Annotated in this window: 15 protein-coding genes; 9 read left to right on the top strand and 6 right to left on the bottom strand. The window is 63.5% G+C overall.

What is annotated here, in order from left to right; genetic code table 11:
* Positions 1-538: 538 nt before the first annotated feature.
* On the bottom strand, positions 539-1,792 hold the full coding sequence (locus CG51_RS13020) for an NAD(P)/FAD-dependent oxidoreductase (RefSeq protein ID WP_051930565.1): 1,254 nt from the start codon (positions 1,790-1,792) through the stop codon (positions 539-541).
* A 174-nt stretch (positions 1,793-1,966) separates the two neighbouring features.
* On the opposite strand from CG51_RS13020, the gene CG51_RS13025 reads away from it, so the two are divergent.
* Positions 1,967-2,305, top strand: coding sequence for a hypothetical protein (locus tag CG51_RS13025; protein WP_035745693.1), 339 nt, complete (start codon positions 1,967-1,969; stop codon positions 2,303-2,305).
* A gap of 110 nt (positions 2,306-2,415) precedes the next feature.
* Here the strand turns inward: CG51_RS13025 and CG51_RS13030 are convergent, their stop codons facing one another.
* Both CG51_RS13030 and CG51_RS13035 read right to left on the bottom strand, forming a co-directional pair.
* Positions 2,416-3,168, bottom strand: coding sequence for an SDR family NAD(P)-dependent oxidoreductase (locus tag CG51_RS13030; RefSeq protein ID WP_035745695.1), 753 nt, complete (start codon positions 3,166-3,168; stop codon positions 2,416-2,418).
* A 62-nt stretch (positions 3,169-3,230) separates the two neighbouring features.
* Positions 3,231-3,929: an alpha-ketoglutarate-dependent dioxygenase AlkB family protein gene (locus CG51_RS13035; RefSeq protein ID WP_269845372.1), complete on the bottom strand. Its 699-nt coding sequence runs from the start codon at positions 3,927-3,929 to the stop codon at positions 3,231-3,233.
* 214 nt (positions 3,930-4,143) lie between these two features.
* Between CG51_RS13035 and dnaK the strand changes: the two genes are divergently transcribed.
* From dnaK to radC, 3 genes are all read left to right on the top strand, one after another.
* The gene (gene dnaK / locus CG51_RS13040) at positions 4,144-6,054 is read left to right on the top strand and encodes a molecular chaperone DnaK (RefSeq protein WP_035745697.1); all 1,911 of its coding nucleotides are present in this window, start codon (positions 4,144-4,146) and stop codon (positions 6,052-6,054) included.
* Between the two features lie 65 nt (positions 6,055-6,119).
* Positions 6,120-7,271: a molecular chaperone DnaJ gene (gene dnaJ / locus CG51_RS13045; protein ID WP_035745699.1), complete on the top strand. Its 1,152-nt coding sequence runs from the start codon at positions 6,120-6,122 to the stop codon at positions 7,269-7,271.
* Positions 7,272-7,466: 195 nt separating this feature from the next.
* Positions 7,467-8,222: a RadC family protein gene (gene radC, locus CG51_RS13050; RefSeq protein WP_035745701.1), complete on the top strand. Its 756-nt coding sequence runs from the start codon at positions 7,467-7,469 to the stop codon at positions 8,220-8,222.
* A 454-nt stretch (positions 8,223-8,676) separates the two neighbouring features.
* On the opposite strand, the gene CG51_RS13055 is transcribed toward radC, so the two are convergent.
* Together CG51_RS13055 and secA are read right to left on the bottom strand one after the other, a co-directional pair.
* The gene (locus CG51_RS13055) at positions 8,677-9,288 is read right to left on the bottom strand and encodes a hypothetical protein (RefSeq protein WP_035745703.1); all 612 of its coding nucleotides are present in this window, start codon (positions 9,286-9,288) and stop codon (positions 8,677-8,679) included.
* 52 nt (positions 9,289-9,340) lie between these two features.
* Complete coding sequence (gene secA / locus CG51_RS13060) at positions 9,341-12,073, bottom strand: preprotein translocase subunit SecA (protein ID WP_035745705.1); 2,733 nt, start codon at positions 12,071-12,073, stop codon at positions 9,341-9,343.
* Between the two features lie 213 nt (positions 12,074-12,286).
* Here secA and CG51_RS13065 point away from each other — a divergent pair, with 213 nt between their 5' ends.
* The 4 genes from CG51_RS13065 to CG51_RS20410 all read left to right on the top strand — a co-directional run bounded on the left by CG51_RS13065 (position 12,287) and on the right by CG51_RS20410 (position 15,225).
* On the top strand, positions 12,287-13,132 hold the full coding sequence (locus CG51_RS13065) for a peptidylprolyl isomerase (RefSeq protein WP_035745707.1): 846 nt from the start codon (positions 12,287-12,289) through the stop codon (positions 13,130-13,132).
* Between the two features lie 26 nt (positions 13,133-13,158).
* Complete coding sequence (argJ, locus tag CG51_RS13070) at positions 13,159-14,532, top strand: bifunctional glutamate N-acetyltransferase/amino-acid acetyltransferase ArgJ (protein ID WP_035745709.1); 1,374 nt, start codon at positions 13,159-13,161, stop codon at positions 14,530-14,532.
* Entirely contained in the window at positions 14,529-14,927 is a 399-nt protein-coding gene (locus CG51_RS13075) for a (deoxy)nucleoside triphosphate pyrophosphohydrolase (protein ID WP_035745711.1), read from the top strand. Before argJ ends, CG51_RS13075 begins: the two co-directional genes overlap by 4 nt.
* A gap of 154 nt (positions 14,928-15,081) precedes the next feature.
* The gene (locus CG51_RS20410) at positions 15,082-15,225 is read left to right on the top strand and encodes a hypothetical protein (protein ID WP_035745772.1); all 144 of its coding nucleotides are present in this window, start codon (positions 15,082-15,084) and stop codon (positions 15,223-15,225) included.
* Between the two features lie 325 nt (positions 15,226-15,550).
* Here CG51_RS20410 and ubiG read toward each other — a convergent pair whose 3' ends face one another.
* Positions 15,551-16,294: a bifunctional 2-polyprenyl-6-hydroxyphenol methylase/3-demethylubiquinol 3-O-methyltransferase UbiG gene (ubiG, locus tag CG51_RS13085; RefSeq protein ID WP_035745713.1), complete on the bottom strand. Its 744-nt coding sequence runs from the start codon at positions 16,292-16,294 to the stop codon at positions 15,551-15,553.
* Between the two features lie 61 nt (positions 16,295-16,355).
* Between ubiG and pip the strand changes: the two genes are divergently transcribed.
* On the top strand, positions 16,356-17,324 hold the full coding sequence (pip, locus tag CG51_RS13090; protein WP_035745715.1) for a prolyl aminopeptidase: 969 nt from the start codon (positions 16,356-16,358) through the stop codon (positions 17,322-17,324).
* Positions 17,325-17,346: the final 22 nt, after the last annotated feature.

Genomic DNA, 17,346 nt, shown 5'->3' on the forward strand with positions numbered 1-17,346 from the left:
CGATGCTGACCGATGCTGACCGATGCTGAGAAAGGCTCTCGGATCGCTGCGATTGTAAAGGGATATGTTCTAACAAGCCGCCCCGCCCGATTTCGGGGATCTTCCGACGTAGAGGTAGATATTCCCGTATCTCAGCGGTGGATCGCCTCTCCAGACTTCGTCAGCCCGTTGAGGCTGGCCGATCCGCTGAGGTTGTGAAGTCCTGCTTCACAGGGCGCGCTCGAGCAGCAATCGTTTTCCTCAAGGATCCGCGGAGGACGGCTTGCCGCAACGAACAGTGCGGCGCTTTGCAGAGACTACCGGAGATCAGACTCGCCCTGCCGAGCAGGCGACCCCATGGTCCACGCACACATTGACCCTCCCCGTGCGGCGCCGGACGCGGGCGCCTTCCTGGCAGTCGATACACCGAGGTCGCAATCTGATCGGAGCCATCGCCCGATTGATCGCAGCGCGTTCCGCCGCCCCGGAAAATCCGCTCTCCCCCTTTCCGCGGCAGCCGGCTCGGCGGGGGCTCGATGCCCCCGGTGGGCCGGCTCGGCTAAGGTTGGCGGAACAGGTCCGCGTCAGGGTCTTCGATACCCTCAACCCGGCCCCTCACAATATCTGCCGCGATGGCGGAGAAAGTGATGCCGTTACCACCGAAGCCCATCACCACATGCACCCGCTCCGCTCCCGGCGCGCGGTCGATGATCGGTAGCCCGGTGGTGGTATTGCCGAAGGGCGCGGCCCAGGCATACGCTGGCTCGCCGATGTCGATGCCCGTCAGATCGGCGAGTTTCTCCACGATCCGCCGCGTCTTTTTCCGACCCTTGGCAGGGTCTGCGAAGGCGGTGGCGCTTTCCTCGTCCTCGCCGCCCACGATGATCCGCCCACCGCTTGCGGTCCGAAAATAGAGATACGGATCAGACGCTTCCCAGACCAGAAAGCCATCCAGCCAACCGGGCCGGGCCATATCGGGGCGGGAAGCCAGCGCCCAGGTGGAGATGATGCGATGGACGGGGCTTTCCATCACCTTGAGAAATTCATAGCCCGTGCAGAAAACGACATGCCCGGCCGTGAGCAACCGCCCCTCCGATGTGGCGAGAATCACGGTCTCCCCCCGCTCCTCGACATCCGTCACTTCCACCGGAGAGACCAGTTCCGCCCCCCGCGCCATGGCGGCGCGCAGAAGGCCCGCCGTCATCTGCGCCGGATTGGCGGAGGCGGAGAAATCGGACACGATGGCGCCTGTACGGCTGAGGCCGAAGCGATCCTGAAGCGCCGCCGCATTCAGATAGTCTGCCGCGATCCCAGCCTCATGCCGGGTCTGCGCCTCCGTCTGCAATGCGCGCGAACCATATTCGTTACCGGCGAGGTAAAGCGCCTGTTTCGCCGTCATCGCACAATTGATGCCCAGCCGCTCCACGCGGAGGCGCAGGTCCTCCACGGCGCGGGCGGACCGCCGCCAGGCCCGCGCCGCCTTCTCCGCACCGATCTTGCGGGCGAGCACGTGCAGCGGCACGTCAATCTCATGCTGGATCATCGCCGTGCTGGCGAGCGTACTTCCTTCCACCGGGTCGCGCCGATCCAGGATCAGCACGCGCCGGACCCCGTCCGCCAGCGATTCCGCCACGAGCGCTCCGCTGATTCCGCTGCCAATGACGATCACATCATAATGCCGGTCCACAGGTTCCCGCGAGGCGGGGGCCTTGCGGTGTGGTGTCGCCGCCCAAAACGGTCGGTCCCGGTGCAGCGCTCGCTGTTCGGTAGGTCCATCCGTGGAGGGGGAGTGTTCGGTCTGTCCGTCATCCACGGTGTTTCTCCTGTGCGAACCGCTCCGCCCGAACGCTCGGTCCCGCGCCCGGTTCCACTGCAAGGTTTCCACTGAAGGAGGACGCAATGGTTGTGCCGGGGCAGCACTGTGCCTATTGCGGGAAATGTCGCTGGAGCAACCATCTCGGTGCCGCGTGGAACGTGAGGGAAAGAGATGACCGATACGGAAAAGCAGAAGCGCCCGCAGCAGGTTTATATGCTTGTGGTGGAGGTGGGGCGCCGTCCGGGCGATGGCCTGCCGAACGGCGCGACCGGCGCGGGGCTGATCGTCTATGCCAGCGGCGTAGATGAGGCGGAAGCCGTGCGCGAGACGGTCGCCGTGCTCCGTCAGGCGGAGATGGCACCGCTGGACGTCTCCGGCTATGGCACGCTGGAGGAACGGCTTGCCGCCGGGCAGGATGTGCCGGACGAGGAGCGCGCCCTGATGGAGCGGGCACTAGCGGAGAACGCCGTCGTGATCGCCCAGATGGAACCCTATTTCGACAAGGGCTGAAAGCGCCAAAACCTCATGGACCACGGCAATCCGCTGAATCAAGCGGGTAAGCGCCCCTCGCCGCCGCCGCGAAAGGCAGCGGCGAGCGCAGCTCTGCCGCCCGAGGGCCGTCACGGGACGGTGTAGCCCCCATCCACCAGTTGGTAGCTGCCGGTGATGAACGAGGCGCGGTCCGAGAGCAGGAAGCAGGTCAGTGCCGCCACTTCCTCAGAACGACCGAGCCGCCCCATCGGATGCAGGGAGATGAGGTGGTCATGGGTTGCCTTGTCCATATGCGCCAGCAGCGGTGTTTCGATATAGCCGGGGCCGACCGCGTTCACGCGGACGCCGCGTGTCGCATAGTCGAGCGCGGCGGTCTTGGTCAGGCCGATCACGCCGTGTTTCGCGGCCACGTAATCCGGGTTTCCCGCCGTGCCCACGGAACTGAGGATGGAGCCCATGTTGACGATCGCGCCGCCGCCTGCCCGTTCGATGGCCGGAATCTGATAGCGCAGGCAGTAGAACACGCTGTTGAGGTTCACGTCGATCACGCGCCGCCAGGTATCGACGTCATATTCACCGACCGGCGCGGGATGCTGGCCGCTGATCCCTGCATTGTTGACTGCCAGATGCAGTGCACCGAATTCAGCCTCGGCAAAGGCCACCATGGAGCGAACGGCGTCCACATCCGTCACATCGACAAGGAAGGGCTTACCGCCGACCTCGGTCGCGAGCGCCGCGGCGCGATCCTCATCCATGTCCGCGACAACGACCTTCGCCCCGCCCGCAGCCAGTTCACGCACCACCGCCGCGCCGATACCGGAGGCTCCCCCGGTGACTATGGCGACTTTACCGTCGAATTCCGCGCCTTTGGCTTCAGCCATGACACATCTCCTTCAGAATGTCTGGCGGGAAACATAGGTGCTTCGGCCGCGTCGTCGCCCCCTCATGACGAAGTGACGCAGCGGAGCGTGACGTTGATCCGGCCACCTTTGGGCAGAAGGGTGGAGGAACCGAAGCGGATCCTGTCGATCCCGTGATAGGCCAGCCTCGCCGCGCCCCCCATCACCACCACATCGCCGGAACGGAGCCAGACGGACTCCGTTCGCTCCTCGCGCTTCGTGCCGCCCATGCGGAACAGGGCTTCGTCGCCAAGGGAGAGGGAGACGACCGGAAAGCGGAAATCGCCCTCATCCTTGTCCTGGTGCAGACCCATGCGCGCCGCTTCCCCGTAGAAATTGACGAGACAGCTATTCGGCATTTGTGTGCTGCCGGAAACGGCGCGCCAGACAGCGAGGATGCTGTCGGGAATCGCCGGCCATGCCTCTCCGGTGCCGGGGTGCCGCGGCTCGTAGCGATAGCCGCGCCTGTCCGTCACCCAGCCCAGCCGCCCGGCGGAAGTCATCTGCACCGACATGGGCTTGCCCCAGGCCGTCATAGGCCGCAGGAATGGCGCTTCTCCCGCGATAGCACGCAGATCGGTGACCATCGCCTCCTGCTTCGCCCGGTCGAGGAAGTCTCGGTAGAGCAGGAAGCCCCGGATCGTCACCGGCGGAGCGGTCGAAGCGGTCTCCCCTGACGGGTCCGGATCATGCCCCTGCCCCCGCTCCGAGGGCGACATGGATGACGGGTCATGTTTCGGCATTTCTCCCTCCATCTGCGCGGCCCGTGACAGAGATCGCCCTGCCGCGCGTTTTGCATCGAGTTTGCCAGGCGCTCCGCTTGCAGCGCTATTTCACCCTCCTTATATACCGCTGGAGCCGTCGGGAGGGTATCTCCCGGCGAACCACTGGGATCGGGGAGCGGAGGCCGAAGTCCGGCTCCGAACTCCAATAATCGCCGAAGGAAGAGGTAAATACATGGCCAAAGTCATCGGGATCGACCTCGGGACAACCAACAGCTGCGTCGCCATCATGGACGGGTCGCAGCCCCGGGTGATCGAGAACTCCGAAGGCGCGCGGACGACTCCGTCGATCGTCGCCTTCACCGACACCGAGCGCCTCGTCGGACAGGCCGCCAAGCGGCAGGCCGTCACCAACCCTGCGAATACCGTTTTCGCCGTGAAGCGCCTGATCGGTCGCCGCGTTACCGACGCGGAAGTCGAGAAGGACCGCAAGCTCGTCCCCTACAATATCGTGGACGGCGGCAATGGCGACGCTTGGGTAGAGGTGCATGGCGAGAAGTACTCGCCCTCGCAAATTTCCGCCTTCATCCTGCAGAAGATGAAGGAAACCGCCGAGTCGTATCTTGGTGAAACGGTCACGCAAGCCGTCATCACCGTGCCCGCTTATTTCAACGACGCCCAGCGTCAGGCGACCAAGGACGCGGGCAAGATCGCAGGCCTTGAGGTGCTGCGCATCATCAACGAACCCACGGCCGCCGCTCTGGCCTATGGGCTCGACAAGAAGGAAACGAAGACGATCGCCGTCTATGACCTTGGCGGGGGCACCTTCGACATCACCATCCTTGAGATCGATGACGGTCTGTTCGAGGTGAAATCCACCAACGGGGACACGTTCCTCGGCGGTGAGGATTTCGACATGCGCATCGTGAGCTACCTCGCCGAGGAGTTCAAGAAAGAGCATGGCGTCGATCTGACCAAGGACAAGATGGCGCTTCAGCGCCTGAAGGAAGCTGCGGAAAAAGCCAAGATCGAGCTGTCCTCCAGCCAGCAGACCGAGATCAACCAGCCGTTCATCTCGATGGACAAGAACACCGGCACTCCGCTGCACATGGTCATGAAACTGACCCGCGCGAAGCTCGAATCGCTGGTCGACGATCTTATCAAGAAGTCCATGAAGCCCTGTGCCGACGCCCTGAAGGATGCCGGCGTCTCCAAGGGTGACATCGACGAGGTGGTTCTGGTCGGCGGCATGACGCGGATGCCGAAGGTCGTCGAGGAAGTGACGAAATTCTTCGGCAAGGAGCCGCACAAAGGTGTGAACCCGGACGAAGTCGTGGCGCTCGGCGCGGCCATTCAGGCCGGCGTCCTGCAAGGCGACGTGAAGGACGTGGTCCTGCTCGACGTGACCCCGCTGAGCTTGGGTATCGAGACACTGGGCGGCGTGTTCACCCGGCTCATCGACCGCAACACCACCATCCCGACCAAGAAATCGCAGATCTTCTCCACTGCCGAAGACAACCAGTCGGCCGTGACGATCCGCGTCTTCCAGGGCGAGCGGGAAATGGCGGCGGACAACAAGATGCTGGGCCAGTTCAATCTGGAGCAGATTCCGCCCGCGCCGCGCGGCATGCCGCAGATCGAGGTGACCTTCGACATCGACGCGAACGGCATCGTGAGCGTGTCCGCGAAGGACAAGGGCACCGGCAAGGAGCAGAAGATCACCATCCAGGCGTCCGGCGGTCTGTCGGATGACGAGATCCAGAAGATGGTGCGCGACGCCGAGGCGAACGCCGAATCGGATAAGAAGCGCAAGGAACTCGTCGAGGCCAAGAACCAGGCGGAGGGGCTGATCCACTCCACCCGGAAGTCGCTGGAAGATCATGGCGACAAGGTCGATGGCTCCACGGTGGAGGCGATCGAACTGGCCATCGGCGCGCTGGAAGAGTCGCTCAAGACGGAAGATGCCGGCAAGATCAAAGGCGGAATCCACAACCTGACCGACGCTGCGATGAAACTTGGCGAGGCGATCTACAAGGCCAGCCAGGAGGAATCGGCAGAGAAGGAAGAAGGGCCCGCCGGGGCGCGCGATGACGATGACATCGTCGATGCGGACTTCGAGGATCTGGGCAACAACAAGCGCTCGTAACAGGCGCGGAATGCGGAAAGGCCCGGCCCTCGGCCGGGCCTGACCGTGTTTGAAAGGGAATTTCAATGGCAAAGCGGGATTTCTACGAGGTTCTGGGCGTCGAAAAGGGCGCCTCGGCCGAGGAAATCAAGAAGGCCTATCGCAAGAAGGCCAAGGAACTTCATCCCGACCGCAACGCCGACAATCCGAATGCAGAGGCCGAGTTCAAGGAGGTGAACGAGGCCTATGAAACGCTGAAGGACGAGCAGAAGAAAGCTGCCTACGACCGCTTCGGTCATGCGGCCTTCGAGGGAGGAATGGGCGGTGCGGCCCAAGGGCGCGGTGGCGCCTATCAGGGGGGCGACTTCGCCTCCGCCTTCTCCGACGTGTTCGAGGATCTGTTCGGCGATTTCATGGGCGGGCGTCAGGGCGGTGCACCGCGCTCCCGCGCGCAGCGTGGCTCCGATCTGCGCTACAACATGCGGATCACGCTGGAAGATGCGTGGAGCGGCGTACAGAAAACGATCACGGTCCCTGCCTCCGCCGTGTGCGAAGCCTGCCACGGCACCGGTGCCGAAGGAGGCGCGGAGCCTGTGACTTGCCCAACCTGCTCGGGTATGGGCAAGGTGCGCGCCCAGCAGGGCTTCTTCACCGTGGAGCGGACCTGCCCGACCTGCGGCGGCTCCGGCCAGATCGTGAAGAACCCCTGCAAGGTCTGCCATGGTGCGGGCCGGGTGGAAAAGGAACGGACGCTCTCCGTCAATATCCCCGCCGGGGTGGAGACGGGCACCCGGATCCGGCTTGCCGGTGAGGGAGAGGCCGGGTTGCGCGGCGGGCCGACGGGGGATCTCTACATCTTCATCGAAGTGCGCGAGCACCCGATCTTCCAGCGCGACGGTCAGACGCTGCACTGCCACGTGCCGGTCAGCATGACCACCGCCGCGCTTGGGGGTGAGATCGAGGTGCCCACGATCGACGGCGGACGGAGCCGCGTGAAAGTGCCGTCAGGCTCCCAGTCCGGGCGTCAGATGCGGCTGCGCGGCAAGGGGATGCCCCAGCTCCGGGGTGGAAACCACGGCGACATGCTGATCGAGCTTACGGTGGAGACGCCGGTGAACCTCACCCAGCGGCAACGGGAACTTCTGCGTGAGTTCGAGGAAATCGACGCGAACAACAATCCGGAAAGCTCCTCCTTCTTCACGAAGGTGAAAAGTTTCTGGGACGGGATGAAAGGCTGAGGGGGCGGGAGCCCCCTCTTCCATCGACGGGCCTCCTGAAAGCGTCGCGGCAGCCACGGTGGCGGAATATGGTCTTGGTCGCGGCGATACGCTCCCAGTAGTAGTTCAAGACTGAGCGTGCTTGCGATGGCAGGTTGCCGCTGTGTCCCGGCGTTTCTTAACGCTTTATTCACTCCGCCTGGGCACACTCCACCCATGACCCACGCGTTTCAGGAAGCCCCCCTCCCATTGTTGCTCGACCCAGATGAGGCCGAGGGGTTTCCGCTGCCCGACAGGCTGCCCTCCTATATCCGCGACCATCGCAAGCGGCTGCGTCACCGGTTCATGGCGGGCGGCGCCGCGGCAATGCCGGATTACGAGCTGCTGGAACTCGTGCTGTTCCGTGCCATCCCCCGGCAAGATGTAAAGCCGCTGGCACATCGGTTGATGGCTGCCTTCGGCGATTTCAACGGCGTGATCTCCGCACCCCTGCCGCGGCTGAAATCGGTGGAGGGGGTGGGAGAGGCTGTGATGCAGGAACTGAAAATCGTGGAGGCGGCGGCGCATCGCATGGCGCGAAGCCGCATCATGCATCGCCCCGTGCTGTCCTCATGGAGCGCCCTGCTCGATTATTGCCGGGCGGCAATGGCGCACCGGGAGACGGAGCAGTTTCGCATCCTTTTTCTTGATCGGAAGAACACGCTCATCGCGGACGAGGAGCAGGCGCGGGGCACGGTGGATCACGTACCGGTCTATCCGCGTGAGGTGATGAAGCGGGCGCTTGAACTGAACGCATCCGCCTTGATCCTGGTGCACAATCACCCCTCGGGGGATCCGACGCCGTCCGATGCCGATATCTCGGTGACTGCGCAGATCGCCGCCGCGGCGCAGGCCCTCGGGCTGACGCTGCACGACCATCTCATCATCGGCAAGGCGCAGGAGGTGAGTTTTCGCGCCTCAGGCTATCTTTAGCAGGCGGCTGAAGGAGTTCTCAGGTGGCATAGCTATGCCCCGGAAAACGGGAAATCAGCCCGGAATGACCAAAGATGGGTAGATTACGGATGTCGTCTTATTGTGCACGACCTCCGCTCCCACCCAGAGCTGAAAGCCTTTTCCAGCATCCTGCCAGTGATGCGACGCGCGCAGATTCCCCTGCTGTACAAGCAATGTCTTCCGCCGCAATCGTGCCGCAGGTTCAAACCGACAGGGGCGGGCCGCTGGGGGAGTACCCTGACAGGTCTCTGGAAGAGCATTCCGGTGCGGCTCGGCGGCGAAGACCCTCCCCCGCTTTTGGCGATCGCCCCGGATAGCGCAAGTTTCGGCTCGTGACAGAACCGATTTCCAAGCGTTCAACGTGGCCACTTGGTTTCAGCGGGCCGTCCAGCCACAAAGCCGGGCGCAGCGATACCTCAGGCATAGTTCGCCTTCAGTCCGCCAACCCCCGCAAGTGCAGCCTCTCCCCCACGGCGTCGCAGGCGGGAAGGCTCACCGTCAGATCGCGGCGCTCGATGTCGCCGCGCCGGATCACCAGCGTCTCGCCAATGAGGTCGCGGCTGCAGGTCTCGGGGGTGACCGGCATAACCACTTCAGGCGAGAGGCTGTCCGACGCACGGGTGGACAGGACAAGCGCGCGCAGCGGGAATACCACATCCGCGGCGCCATAATGACCGGCCCCCGCCAACTCCGGCTCACCCGGCCCCAGCCACTGCAGCACGAAGCGGTTGTAGGCCGTAGCTGTGGGCACCTCGATCTGCGCAAGAACGGAGGGGGTATCGGGCAGCGTCGCCGTAACCTCCACCATCGGCGAAAGGGCGGGGTAAACGCCCGAGAAATGCCCGCTTGCATCCAGCCGCTCCGTAACCACGAAGGCATCCTGCGCGATCAGGATGCGCGTATCGGGCGCGCAGGCCGCCTCCACCGTCACTCTGACAGAGGCCGGCGCGGCAGGGTTGAGCGTCAATACGGGCGCACAGGCCCAAACACCGCCGGGGAAAAGGGCGACACCTGCAGCCAGCAGAAGACGGCGGAAGAGGGGCACGGCAATCTCCCTGACGCCCGCGACCCATTCCGGGGACGCGGGCAGATGCCGGTCAGATGAACCGGCCGTGGCAGTGCTTGAACTTCTCGCCCGATCCGCAGGGGCAAGGATCGTTGCGCCCGGGATTGCCCCAGGTCGCGGGATCGGCCTCATCGAAGCCGCTGGCCTCCACCCTCACCGGGGCCGGTTCCGCCTGATTGAGCGGCGCGTCATCGGCGGTCGTAACCAGTTCGGGCACTGCCGCAGGTTGGGCCGCGCGTTGCTGTGCGATGAGCTGGCGCATCATCTCCGCCTGCTCCTCCTGCGTGAGCGGGCGGATCATGGCGAGCTTGGCCGTCACCTCGGAGCGCAGGGATTCGAGCATGGATTCGAACAGGCCGAACGCCTCGGTCTTGTATTCGTTCAACGGATCGCGCTGCGCATAGCCCCGGAAGCCGACGACGGAGCGGAGATGTTCGAGCGTCAGCAGATGTTCCCGCCACTTCGCGTCGATGGTCTGGAGCAGCACCTGCTTTTCGATGCTGCGCATCGTCTCGTCGCCGAAGGCTGCGGCCTTTTCCGCGGTGAAGGCGTCGGAGGCTTCCGCCAGCCGCTCCCGCACCACCTCCTGATCGACGCCCTCCTCCTCCTGCCAGTCCTTTACCGGCAGGTCGAGGCCAAGCTGGGTCTGCACCGCATCGTGGAAACCGGCCATGTCCCACTGATCGGAATAGCTTTTCGGCGGAAGATGCGTATCCACCAGATCTTCGATGACCTGATGGCGCATGTCTTCCGCGATCTCCGCCACTTCATTGGCCGACATGATCTCCCGGCGCTGGCTGAAGATCGCCTTGCGCTGGTCGTTCATCACGTCGTCATACTTGAGAAGCTGCTTGCGGATGTCGAAGTTGCGAGCCTCCACCTTGCCCTGCGCCTTCTCCAGCGACTTGTTCACCCAAGGATGGACGATGGCCTCGCCTTCCTTCATCCCCAGTTTCTGGAGCATGGAGTCCAGCCGTTCGGAGCCGAAGATCCGCATCAGGTCGTCTTCCAGCGACAGGAAGAACGACGACCGGCCCGGATCGCCCTGACGGCCGGACCGCCCGCGAAGCTGGTTGTCGATCCGGCGGCTTTCGTGACGTTCGGTGGCCAGAACGTAAAGCCCGCCCGCCTCAAGCACCTTCTGCTTCTCGGCGGCGTGCTCCTCCTCGATCCGGGCGCGCACCTCGTCCGGGTTTGCTTCCGGGTCGATCTCCAGCGCCTGGATCACCTTCATCTCGACGTTGCCGCCAAGCTGGATGTCCGTCCCGCGGCCAGCCATGTTCGTGGCGATGGTCACCGCGCCAAGCTTGCCGGCCTCGGAGACAATCATCGCCTCCTGCTCATGGTGGCGGGCGTTCAGCACGTTGTGCGGGATACCCTCCTTCTTGAGCAGGCTGGACAGAAGTTCCGACTTCTCGATGGAGGTCGTGCCGACGAGAACGGGCTGGCCCTTCTCGTTCGCCTCACGGATCGCCTTGACGATCGCGTCGAACTTCTCCCGCGCGGTGCGATAGACCTGATCGTGTTCGTCGATCCGCTGAATGGGCCGGTTCGTCGGCACCTCGACCACGCCGAGTTTGTAGATCTCGGCGAATTCCTCGGCTTCCGTCGCCGCCGTGCCGGTCATGCCGGAGAGCTTGTCGTAAAGCCGGAAGTAATTCTGGAAGGTCACGGAGGCGAGCGTGACGTTCTCGGGCTGGATCTGGACGTCTTCCTTGGCCTCAATGGCCTGGTGCAGCCCTTCGGAAAGCCGCCGTCCCTTCATCATCCGCCCGGTGAATTCGTCGATCAGCATCACCTCGCCGTCCCGCACGATGTAATGCGTGTCGCGCTGGAACAGCTTGTGCGCCCGGAGACCCTGCGTGACGTGGTGAACGATGGTGGTCGATTCGGGATCGTAGAGCGACTGGCCCTCCGGCAGCACTCCCATCTCGTGAAGCCGCTGCTCCACGAATTCGTTGCCTTCCTCCGTGAAGACCACGGTGCGCTGCTTTTCGTCCAGCGTGAAGTGCTCGGACTGCACTTCCGGGATCAGCACATCGATGGTCTTGTAAAGTTCGGATCTGTCCTGAGACGGGCCGGAAATGATGAGCGGCGTGCGGGCCTCGTCGATCAGGATCGAGTCGACCTCGTCCACTACGGCGAAGAAATGGTCGCGCTGCACCATCTCCTCGATGGAGGACTTCATGTTGTCGCGCAGATAGTCGAAGCCCAGTTCGTTGTTCGTGGCATAGGTGATGTCGGCCTTGTAGGCCGACCGCTTCTCCGCATCCTGCTGGAATGGATAAACCACCCCGGTCGTGAGGCCGAGCGTGCCGTAGACCTTGCTCATCCAGTCCGCGTCGCGCTTGGCCAGGTAGTCGTTCACCGTGACGACATGCACACCCCGACCGGCCAAGGCATTGAGATAAACCGGAAAGGTCGCCATGAGGGTCTTGCCCTCACCCGTCTTCATCTCCGCGATATTGCCCTGATGGAGGAAGATGCCCGCCATCAGCTGCACATCGAAGGCCCGCAGCCCCAGGGCACGGCGCGCGCCCTCCCGGCAGTTGGCAAAGGCCTCCGGCAACAGGTCGTCCAGGCTTTCGCCCTTGGCGTATCGTTCCTGGAACTCGGCCGTCTTGGCCCGCAGCCCCTCATCCGAAAGAACCTTGAACTCAGGCTCCAGCGCATTGATCCGCGCGACGAGCGGGCGAACTTCCTTGACCTTACGATCGTTCGGGGTCCCGAAGACCTTCTTGGCGATTTTACCCAGCCCCAGCATGTTTTCTCCGCTTGGCCCACGTCATCGTGTGGCCACCGGCCTTGCCCGAGCGGGATGCCTTGCCTAGAACCACCCACGGAACGGCTCCGGAAGGGCAATGGACAGGGACGCCCCGGTCGCGCCGGTGCCATGAATCCTTGGGCGATGTAAGGGTCGCCCGCTCAACTGTCAACGCCGCGAGGGGTCGCGGCTTCTGCGAGGAAAGCATCCGACATGTCGAAAATGGCGAAGTTCTGCACGAGCGCAGCGGTAGCGCTGGCACTGGCGCTCCCTGCTGCTGCCGCAGATGTGACCGCTGAAACCGTCGTCGCGACGGTGAACGGCAAGAATATCACCATGGGCGATCTGCTCGTGGTGAAGGAAGGCCTGCCCGCGCAGTACCAGCAGCTTCCCGATGACGTTCTGATGAACGGGCTGATCGAACAACTCGTGCAGCAGACTGTTCTGGCCGACAGCGTTGAGGGCAAGCTGACGAAGCGGGAAGAGATCGGCCTCGGCGCTACCGAACGCGCCTTCCTTGCCGGCACGGCGCTTGAGCGTGTCGCGGCGACGGCTGTGACGGAAGAAGCGGTCAAGGCCGCCTATGACGAGCAATATGCAAAGGCGGAGCCCGGCAAGGAATATCACGCGCGCCATATCCTCGTTCCCACGGAGGATGAGGCGAAAGCCGTGGAGAAAGCCATCGCGGACGGCGGCGATTTTGCCACGGTCGCCAATGAAAAGACCCAGGATCCCAGCGGCAAGACCAATGGCGGCGATCTGGGCTGGTTCGGGGCCGGCATGATGGTGCCGGAATTCGAGGAAGCCGTGTCCGCTCTGCAACCCGGACAGGTGTCCCAGCCAATCCAGACCCAGTTCGGCTGGCATGTCATCAAGCTCGAGGAAGTGCGCGACGCCACCGCTCCCACGCTGGACGAGGTCCGTCCGCAGATCGAAACCCAGCTCCAGCAGGCTGCCGTTCAGGCGGAACTCGCGAAAGCAACCGAATCGGCCAAGATTGAGCGCACCGAAGGGATTGACCCGTCCGTGCTTCACAATCAGACATTGCTGAACGAGTAACAGCCCAGCGGCGCGAGGAGACGGGAATGGCGAAGGACTGGAAAGCCAAGGCGAAAAAGGCCGAAGGCAAGGTCGCCAAGCTGAAGAAGAAGCTGGAAACCGCGGTTGGCGAGACGGTGGAGCGGGTCGAAGACGCCGTTTCATCCGCCAAAAAGAAACCGCTCCCCGTCTCCCCCCTTGCGCCTGCCGCCTTTCCCGCGCTGCCCGTCATCGCGGGCGTGGAATTCGCTGCCGCAGAGGCCGGCGTGCGCTACAAGGGCCGGACCGACGTGATGCTGGTCCGGCTGGCTCCCGGCACGTCCATCGCCGGAGCCTTCACCAAATCCTCCACCCGCGCTGCTTCGGTGCTGGACTGTCAGGCAAAGCTAGCCGATCCCGCCGCGCGGAAGGCCGGGGCCGCGATCATCGTGAACTCCGGCAATGCCAATGCGTTCACCGGCCGGAGTGGTCAGGACGCGGTGGACAGCGTGACAGCCGGGGTTGCCGCAGCGCTCGACGTGCCTGCGTCTCGCGTGTTCTCCTCCTCCACGGGCGTGATCGGGGAGCCGCTGCCGCATGACCGGATCACCGCCGCACTGGACAAGCTGAAGAGCGCGCTATCCGCGGACGGTATCGCCGAAGCCGCCCGCGCCATCATGACCACCGACACTTTCCCAAAGGGCGCAATGGCCGAAGTGGAAGGGGATGGCGGCACGATCCACATCGCCGGGATCGCCAAGGGATCAGGCATGATCGCGCCGGACATGGCGACGATGCTCGTTTATATCTTCACCGATGCGAAGATCCCCGCAGCCACTCTGCAACGCATGGTGAGCGCCCATGTCGATGGCACCTTCAACAGCATTACCGTGGACAGCGACACCTCGACCTCCGACGCGCTGATTGTCGCGGCTACGGGCCAGAGCACTGCCGCCGAAATCCGGGATCTGCGCAGCAAAGGATCCCGCGCCTTTCAGAAGGCGCTGCAAGGCGTGATGCTCGATCTCGCCAAACAGGTGGTCCGCGACGGTGAGGGTGCGACGAAGTTCGTCGAAGTCCGGGTGACTCGTGCCGCCAATGATGCAGATGCACGCAAGGTGGCGCTCGCCATCGCCAACTCCCCGCTCGTCAAGACAGCAGTGGCGGGTGAGGATGCGAACTGGGGCCGGATCGTCATGGCTGTCGGCAAATCAGGTGCGCAGGCGGATCGCGATCTGCTTGCCATCCGATTCGGCGACCTGCTTCTGGCGGAAAAAGGCCTTCGCGCGGAAGGCTACAGCGAAGAGGCCGCCTCCGCCTACATGAAGAATCAGGAGTTGACGATTTCCGTCGATCTGGGGCTTGGCCGTGGCAAGGCGACGGTCTGGACCTGCGATCTCACCCACGGATATATCGACATCAACGCCGACTACCGCTCGTGAAACTCGTTCTCGTTTCAGCGGTCGCGCTGGTGGATGGTGACGGGCGCGTGCTTCTGGCGCAGCGCCCGCCCGGCAAGTCTCTGGCGGGACTGTGGGAGTTTCCCGGTGGCAAGGTGGAGCCGGGAGAGACCCCGGAGACCGCCCTCATCCGGGAACTGCATGAGGAACTTGGCATCGCCACGGAGGAGAGCTGCCTTGCGCCGCTCACCTTCGCCAGCCATTCCTATGACGATTTTCACCTGCTCATGCCGCTTTTCGCTTGCCGTCGCTGGCGCGGCATCCCCGAGGCCCGCGAGGGGCAGGTGCTGAAGTGGGTGCGGGCCGATGCGCTCCGCGATTACCCCATGCCGCCCGCCGATATTCCCCTCATCCCGATCCTGCGCGACTGGCTTTGATTTCTTTCCGATCGGTCGATCCGTTAATCATCCTTTAGGTGGTTGCGGCATAGAATCAACACATTCGCGGGAGTTAATCTTGCGGGATGATTTAAGACTGTTCATGAGATATCCTTAACGGACCGCAATGGTCTTGCTTTGGGAGGAGAAAGCCATGCTGCGCACCATCACTATCGGAAGCTGCATTTCCGTGCAGGGAATGTTCATAAAGATGCTCGAAAACGGCAAGGTCGTTGTTCGGGTGGGCGAAAAGACCTTTACCGGAAGGCCCGTGGAAACCGGCAAACGCGCTGCCTGAGGGTCAGGGACAGAAGGCAGGGTTCCGATCGGGAACTCCGGGGCGCGAAGATCAAGAATAATGCGCCTCGCGGGCTGAACCGTTTCCTATACAACTGGCGGATTCGACCTGTTCTGCAGCTGAGTCGCTGCAGCCCACGTCAGCCGTGCCCGCGGTCATTGGCCCGGAGGCGTCGGCATGTCCGCGCGTGCCCGGGTTCCTTGTCCCGATGTCCCTTTTCCCATCCTATGCGGCTCGATTCCATGGCCATTGTGTGATCGTCGGTCTTGGCGGTGTCCGTCTGGCGATGACAGAGATGTGGCCTCGATCTGTCGCGCGGGCAGTTTCAAAGCGGCCTCGTGCTCGCCGTGACATAGTTCACGGAGAGATCCTCAGGAGAAAGTGACCACTTCTGGCGCAGCGGATCAAAGACCATCCCCTTGCGATCCACCTGGGTCATTCCGGCGGTCGCGATCAGTGTGCCGAGTTCTTGGGGCGTGATGAATTTTCGCCAGTCATGCGTCCCCTTCGGCAACCACCGAAGAATCCATTCCGCGCCGACGATGGCAAGCGCAAAGCTCTTTGCCGTGCGGTTCAGAGTGGAGCAGATCATCAGCCCGCCGGGTTTCAGAAGATCATGGCAGGCAGTCAGATAGGCGAGGGGATCGGCGACATGTTCGATCACCTCCATGTTGAGAACGACATCGAAGCGCTCCCCCTCTGCAGCGAGCGCTTCCGCCGTGGTATGACGGTAGTCGATGGGGAGTCCCTGCTGCGCGGCATGCACCCGTGCGACCGGAATGTTGCCCGCTGCTGCGTCCGCGCCCACCACATCGGCGCCGAGCCGCGCCATCGGTTCGGACAGAAGCCCGCCACCGCAGCCGATATCCAGAAGCCTCAGCCCCGCGAAAGGGCGCGACCCGTTCCTGTCGCGTCCGAATTCCGCCGCGACCTGGGCACAAATATAGTCGAGTCGGCAGGGGTTCATTCCGTGAAGCGGTTTGAACTTACCATCAGGATCCCACCATTCAGCAGCCATGGCTTCGAATTTGGCGACTTCGGTGGCATCGACTGTGGACTCCGTCGTCATCCCCTGTCCTTTCGCGCAATCGGAATAGGCAGCGCCCGCCTGACGGTTATATAGTACCCTCATGGACAGGACCGCATCCCCGAAACGCCCCCCGGCGACGCTTTACCCTCCGACCGACCCATTCGACCAGCGCATGATCGAGATGGGCGACGGCCATGTCGTGTATATGGAGCAATGCGGGAACCCTGCGGGTCAGCCCGTGATCGTGCTCCACGGCGGTCCCGGCGGCGGCTGCAGCCCCATGATGCGCCGTTTCTTCGATCCGCAGGTCTATCGCATCGTGCTGTTCGATCAGCGGGGCTGCGGGCGCTCACGCCCCTATGCCAGCGTGGAGGCGAACACGACACAGCATCTGATCGGCGATATAGAGCGCATCCGCAAAACACTGGATATCGACACCTGGATGGCCTTCGGCGGAAGCTGGGGCGCGACACTCGCTCTCCTTTATGCGCAGGCCCATCCCGAGCGGGTGAACGCGCTGGTGCTGCGCGGCGTGTTCCTGATGACCCAGGCGGAGCTGGCGTGGTTCTATGGCGGTGGAGCGGGTCGGTTCTTCCCCGATCTGTGGCAGCGTTTCGCCAATGCCGTTCCGGCGAGCGAACGGGATGACCTGATCGCGGCCTATCACCGGCGCCTGTTCAGCGGAAACCTGCAGGAGGAGGTGGCCTATGGCCGGCTCTGGGCCGGGTGGGAGAATGCTCTGGCAAGCATCGACCACCCCGCGGTGATGGGTGACGGGCCAGCGGACTACGTTCGTGCCTTCTCTCGACTGGAGAACCACTATTTCATCCATCGCGGCTTTCTGGAACAGGACGATCAGATCGTCTCCCGGGCGGCAAGCATTGCCCACATCCCTGCCCGGATCGTGCAGGGTCGGTACGACATGGTATGTCCGCCTGTCTCCGCTTGGCGGCTGGCAGAGCGCCTCCCGCGCGCGGAACTGCGAATGATCCCCTTGGCGGGCCATGCGCTCTCCGAACCGGGCATCGCCGCGGAACTGATCAGCGCGACCGACGACTTCCGTCTCTGATACTTCGCGCGGAAACGGCACC

This window comes from Haematobacter missouriensis, assembly GCF_000740775.1.
Lineage (GTDB): Bacteria > Pseudomonadota > Alphaproteobacteria > Rhodobacterales > Rhodobacteraceae > Haematobacter > Haematobacter missouriensis.

What these genes read in the sequence shown, in the direction of transcription:
- CG51_RS13025 (WP_035745693.1), top strand. Translation starts at nt 1,967, where the DNA reads ATGACCGATACGGAAAAGCAGAAGCGCCCGCAGCAGGTTTATATGCTT.
- CG51_RS13030 (WP_035745695.1), bottom strand. Translation starts at nt 3,168, where the DNA reads ATGGCTGAAGCCAAAGGCGCGGAATTCGACGGTAAAGTCGCCATAGTC.
- CG51_RS13035 (WP_269845372.1), bottom strand. Translation starts at nt 3,929, where the DNA reads ATGCCGAAACATGACCCGTCATCCATGTCGCCCTCGGAGCGGGGGCAG.
- dnaK (WP_035745697.1), top strand. Translation starts at nt 4,144, where the DNA reads ATGGCCAAAGTCATCGGGATCGACCTCGGGACAACCAACAGCTGCGTC.
- dnaJ (WP_035745699.1), top strand. Translation starts at nt 6,120, where the DNA reads ATGGCAAAGCGGGATTTCTACGAGGTTCTGGGCGTCGAAAAGGGCGCC.
- radC (WP_035745701.1), top strand. Translation starts at nt 7,467, where the DNA reads ATGACCCACGCGTTTCAGGAAGCCCCCCTCCCATTGTTGCTCGACCCA.
- secA (WP_035745705.1), bottom strand. Translation starts at nt 12,073, where the DNA reads ATGCTGGGGCTGGGTAAAATCGCCAAGAAGGTCTTCGGGACCCCGAAC.
- CG51_RS13065 (WP_035745707.1), top strand. Translation starts at nt 12,287, where the DNA reads ATGTCGAAAATGGCGAAGTTCTGCACGAGCGCAGCGGTAGCGCTGGCA.
- argJ (WP_035745709.1), top strand. Translation starts at nt 13,159, where the DNA reads ATGGCGAAGGACTGGAAAGCCAAGGCGAAAAAGGCCGAAGGCAAGGTC.
- CG51_RS20410 (WP_035745772.1), top strand. Translation starts at nt 15,082, where the DNA reads ATGCTGCGCACCATCACTATCGGAAGCTGCATTTCCGTGCAGGGAATG.
- ubiG (WP_035745713.1), bottom strand. Translation starts at nt 16,294, where the DNA reads ATGACGACGGAGTCCACAGTCGATGCCACCGAAGTCGCCAAATTCGAA.
- pip (WP_035745715.1), top strand. Translation starts at nt 16,356, where the DNA reads ATGGACAGGACCGCATCCCCGAAACGCCCCCCGGCGACGCTTTACCCT.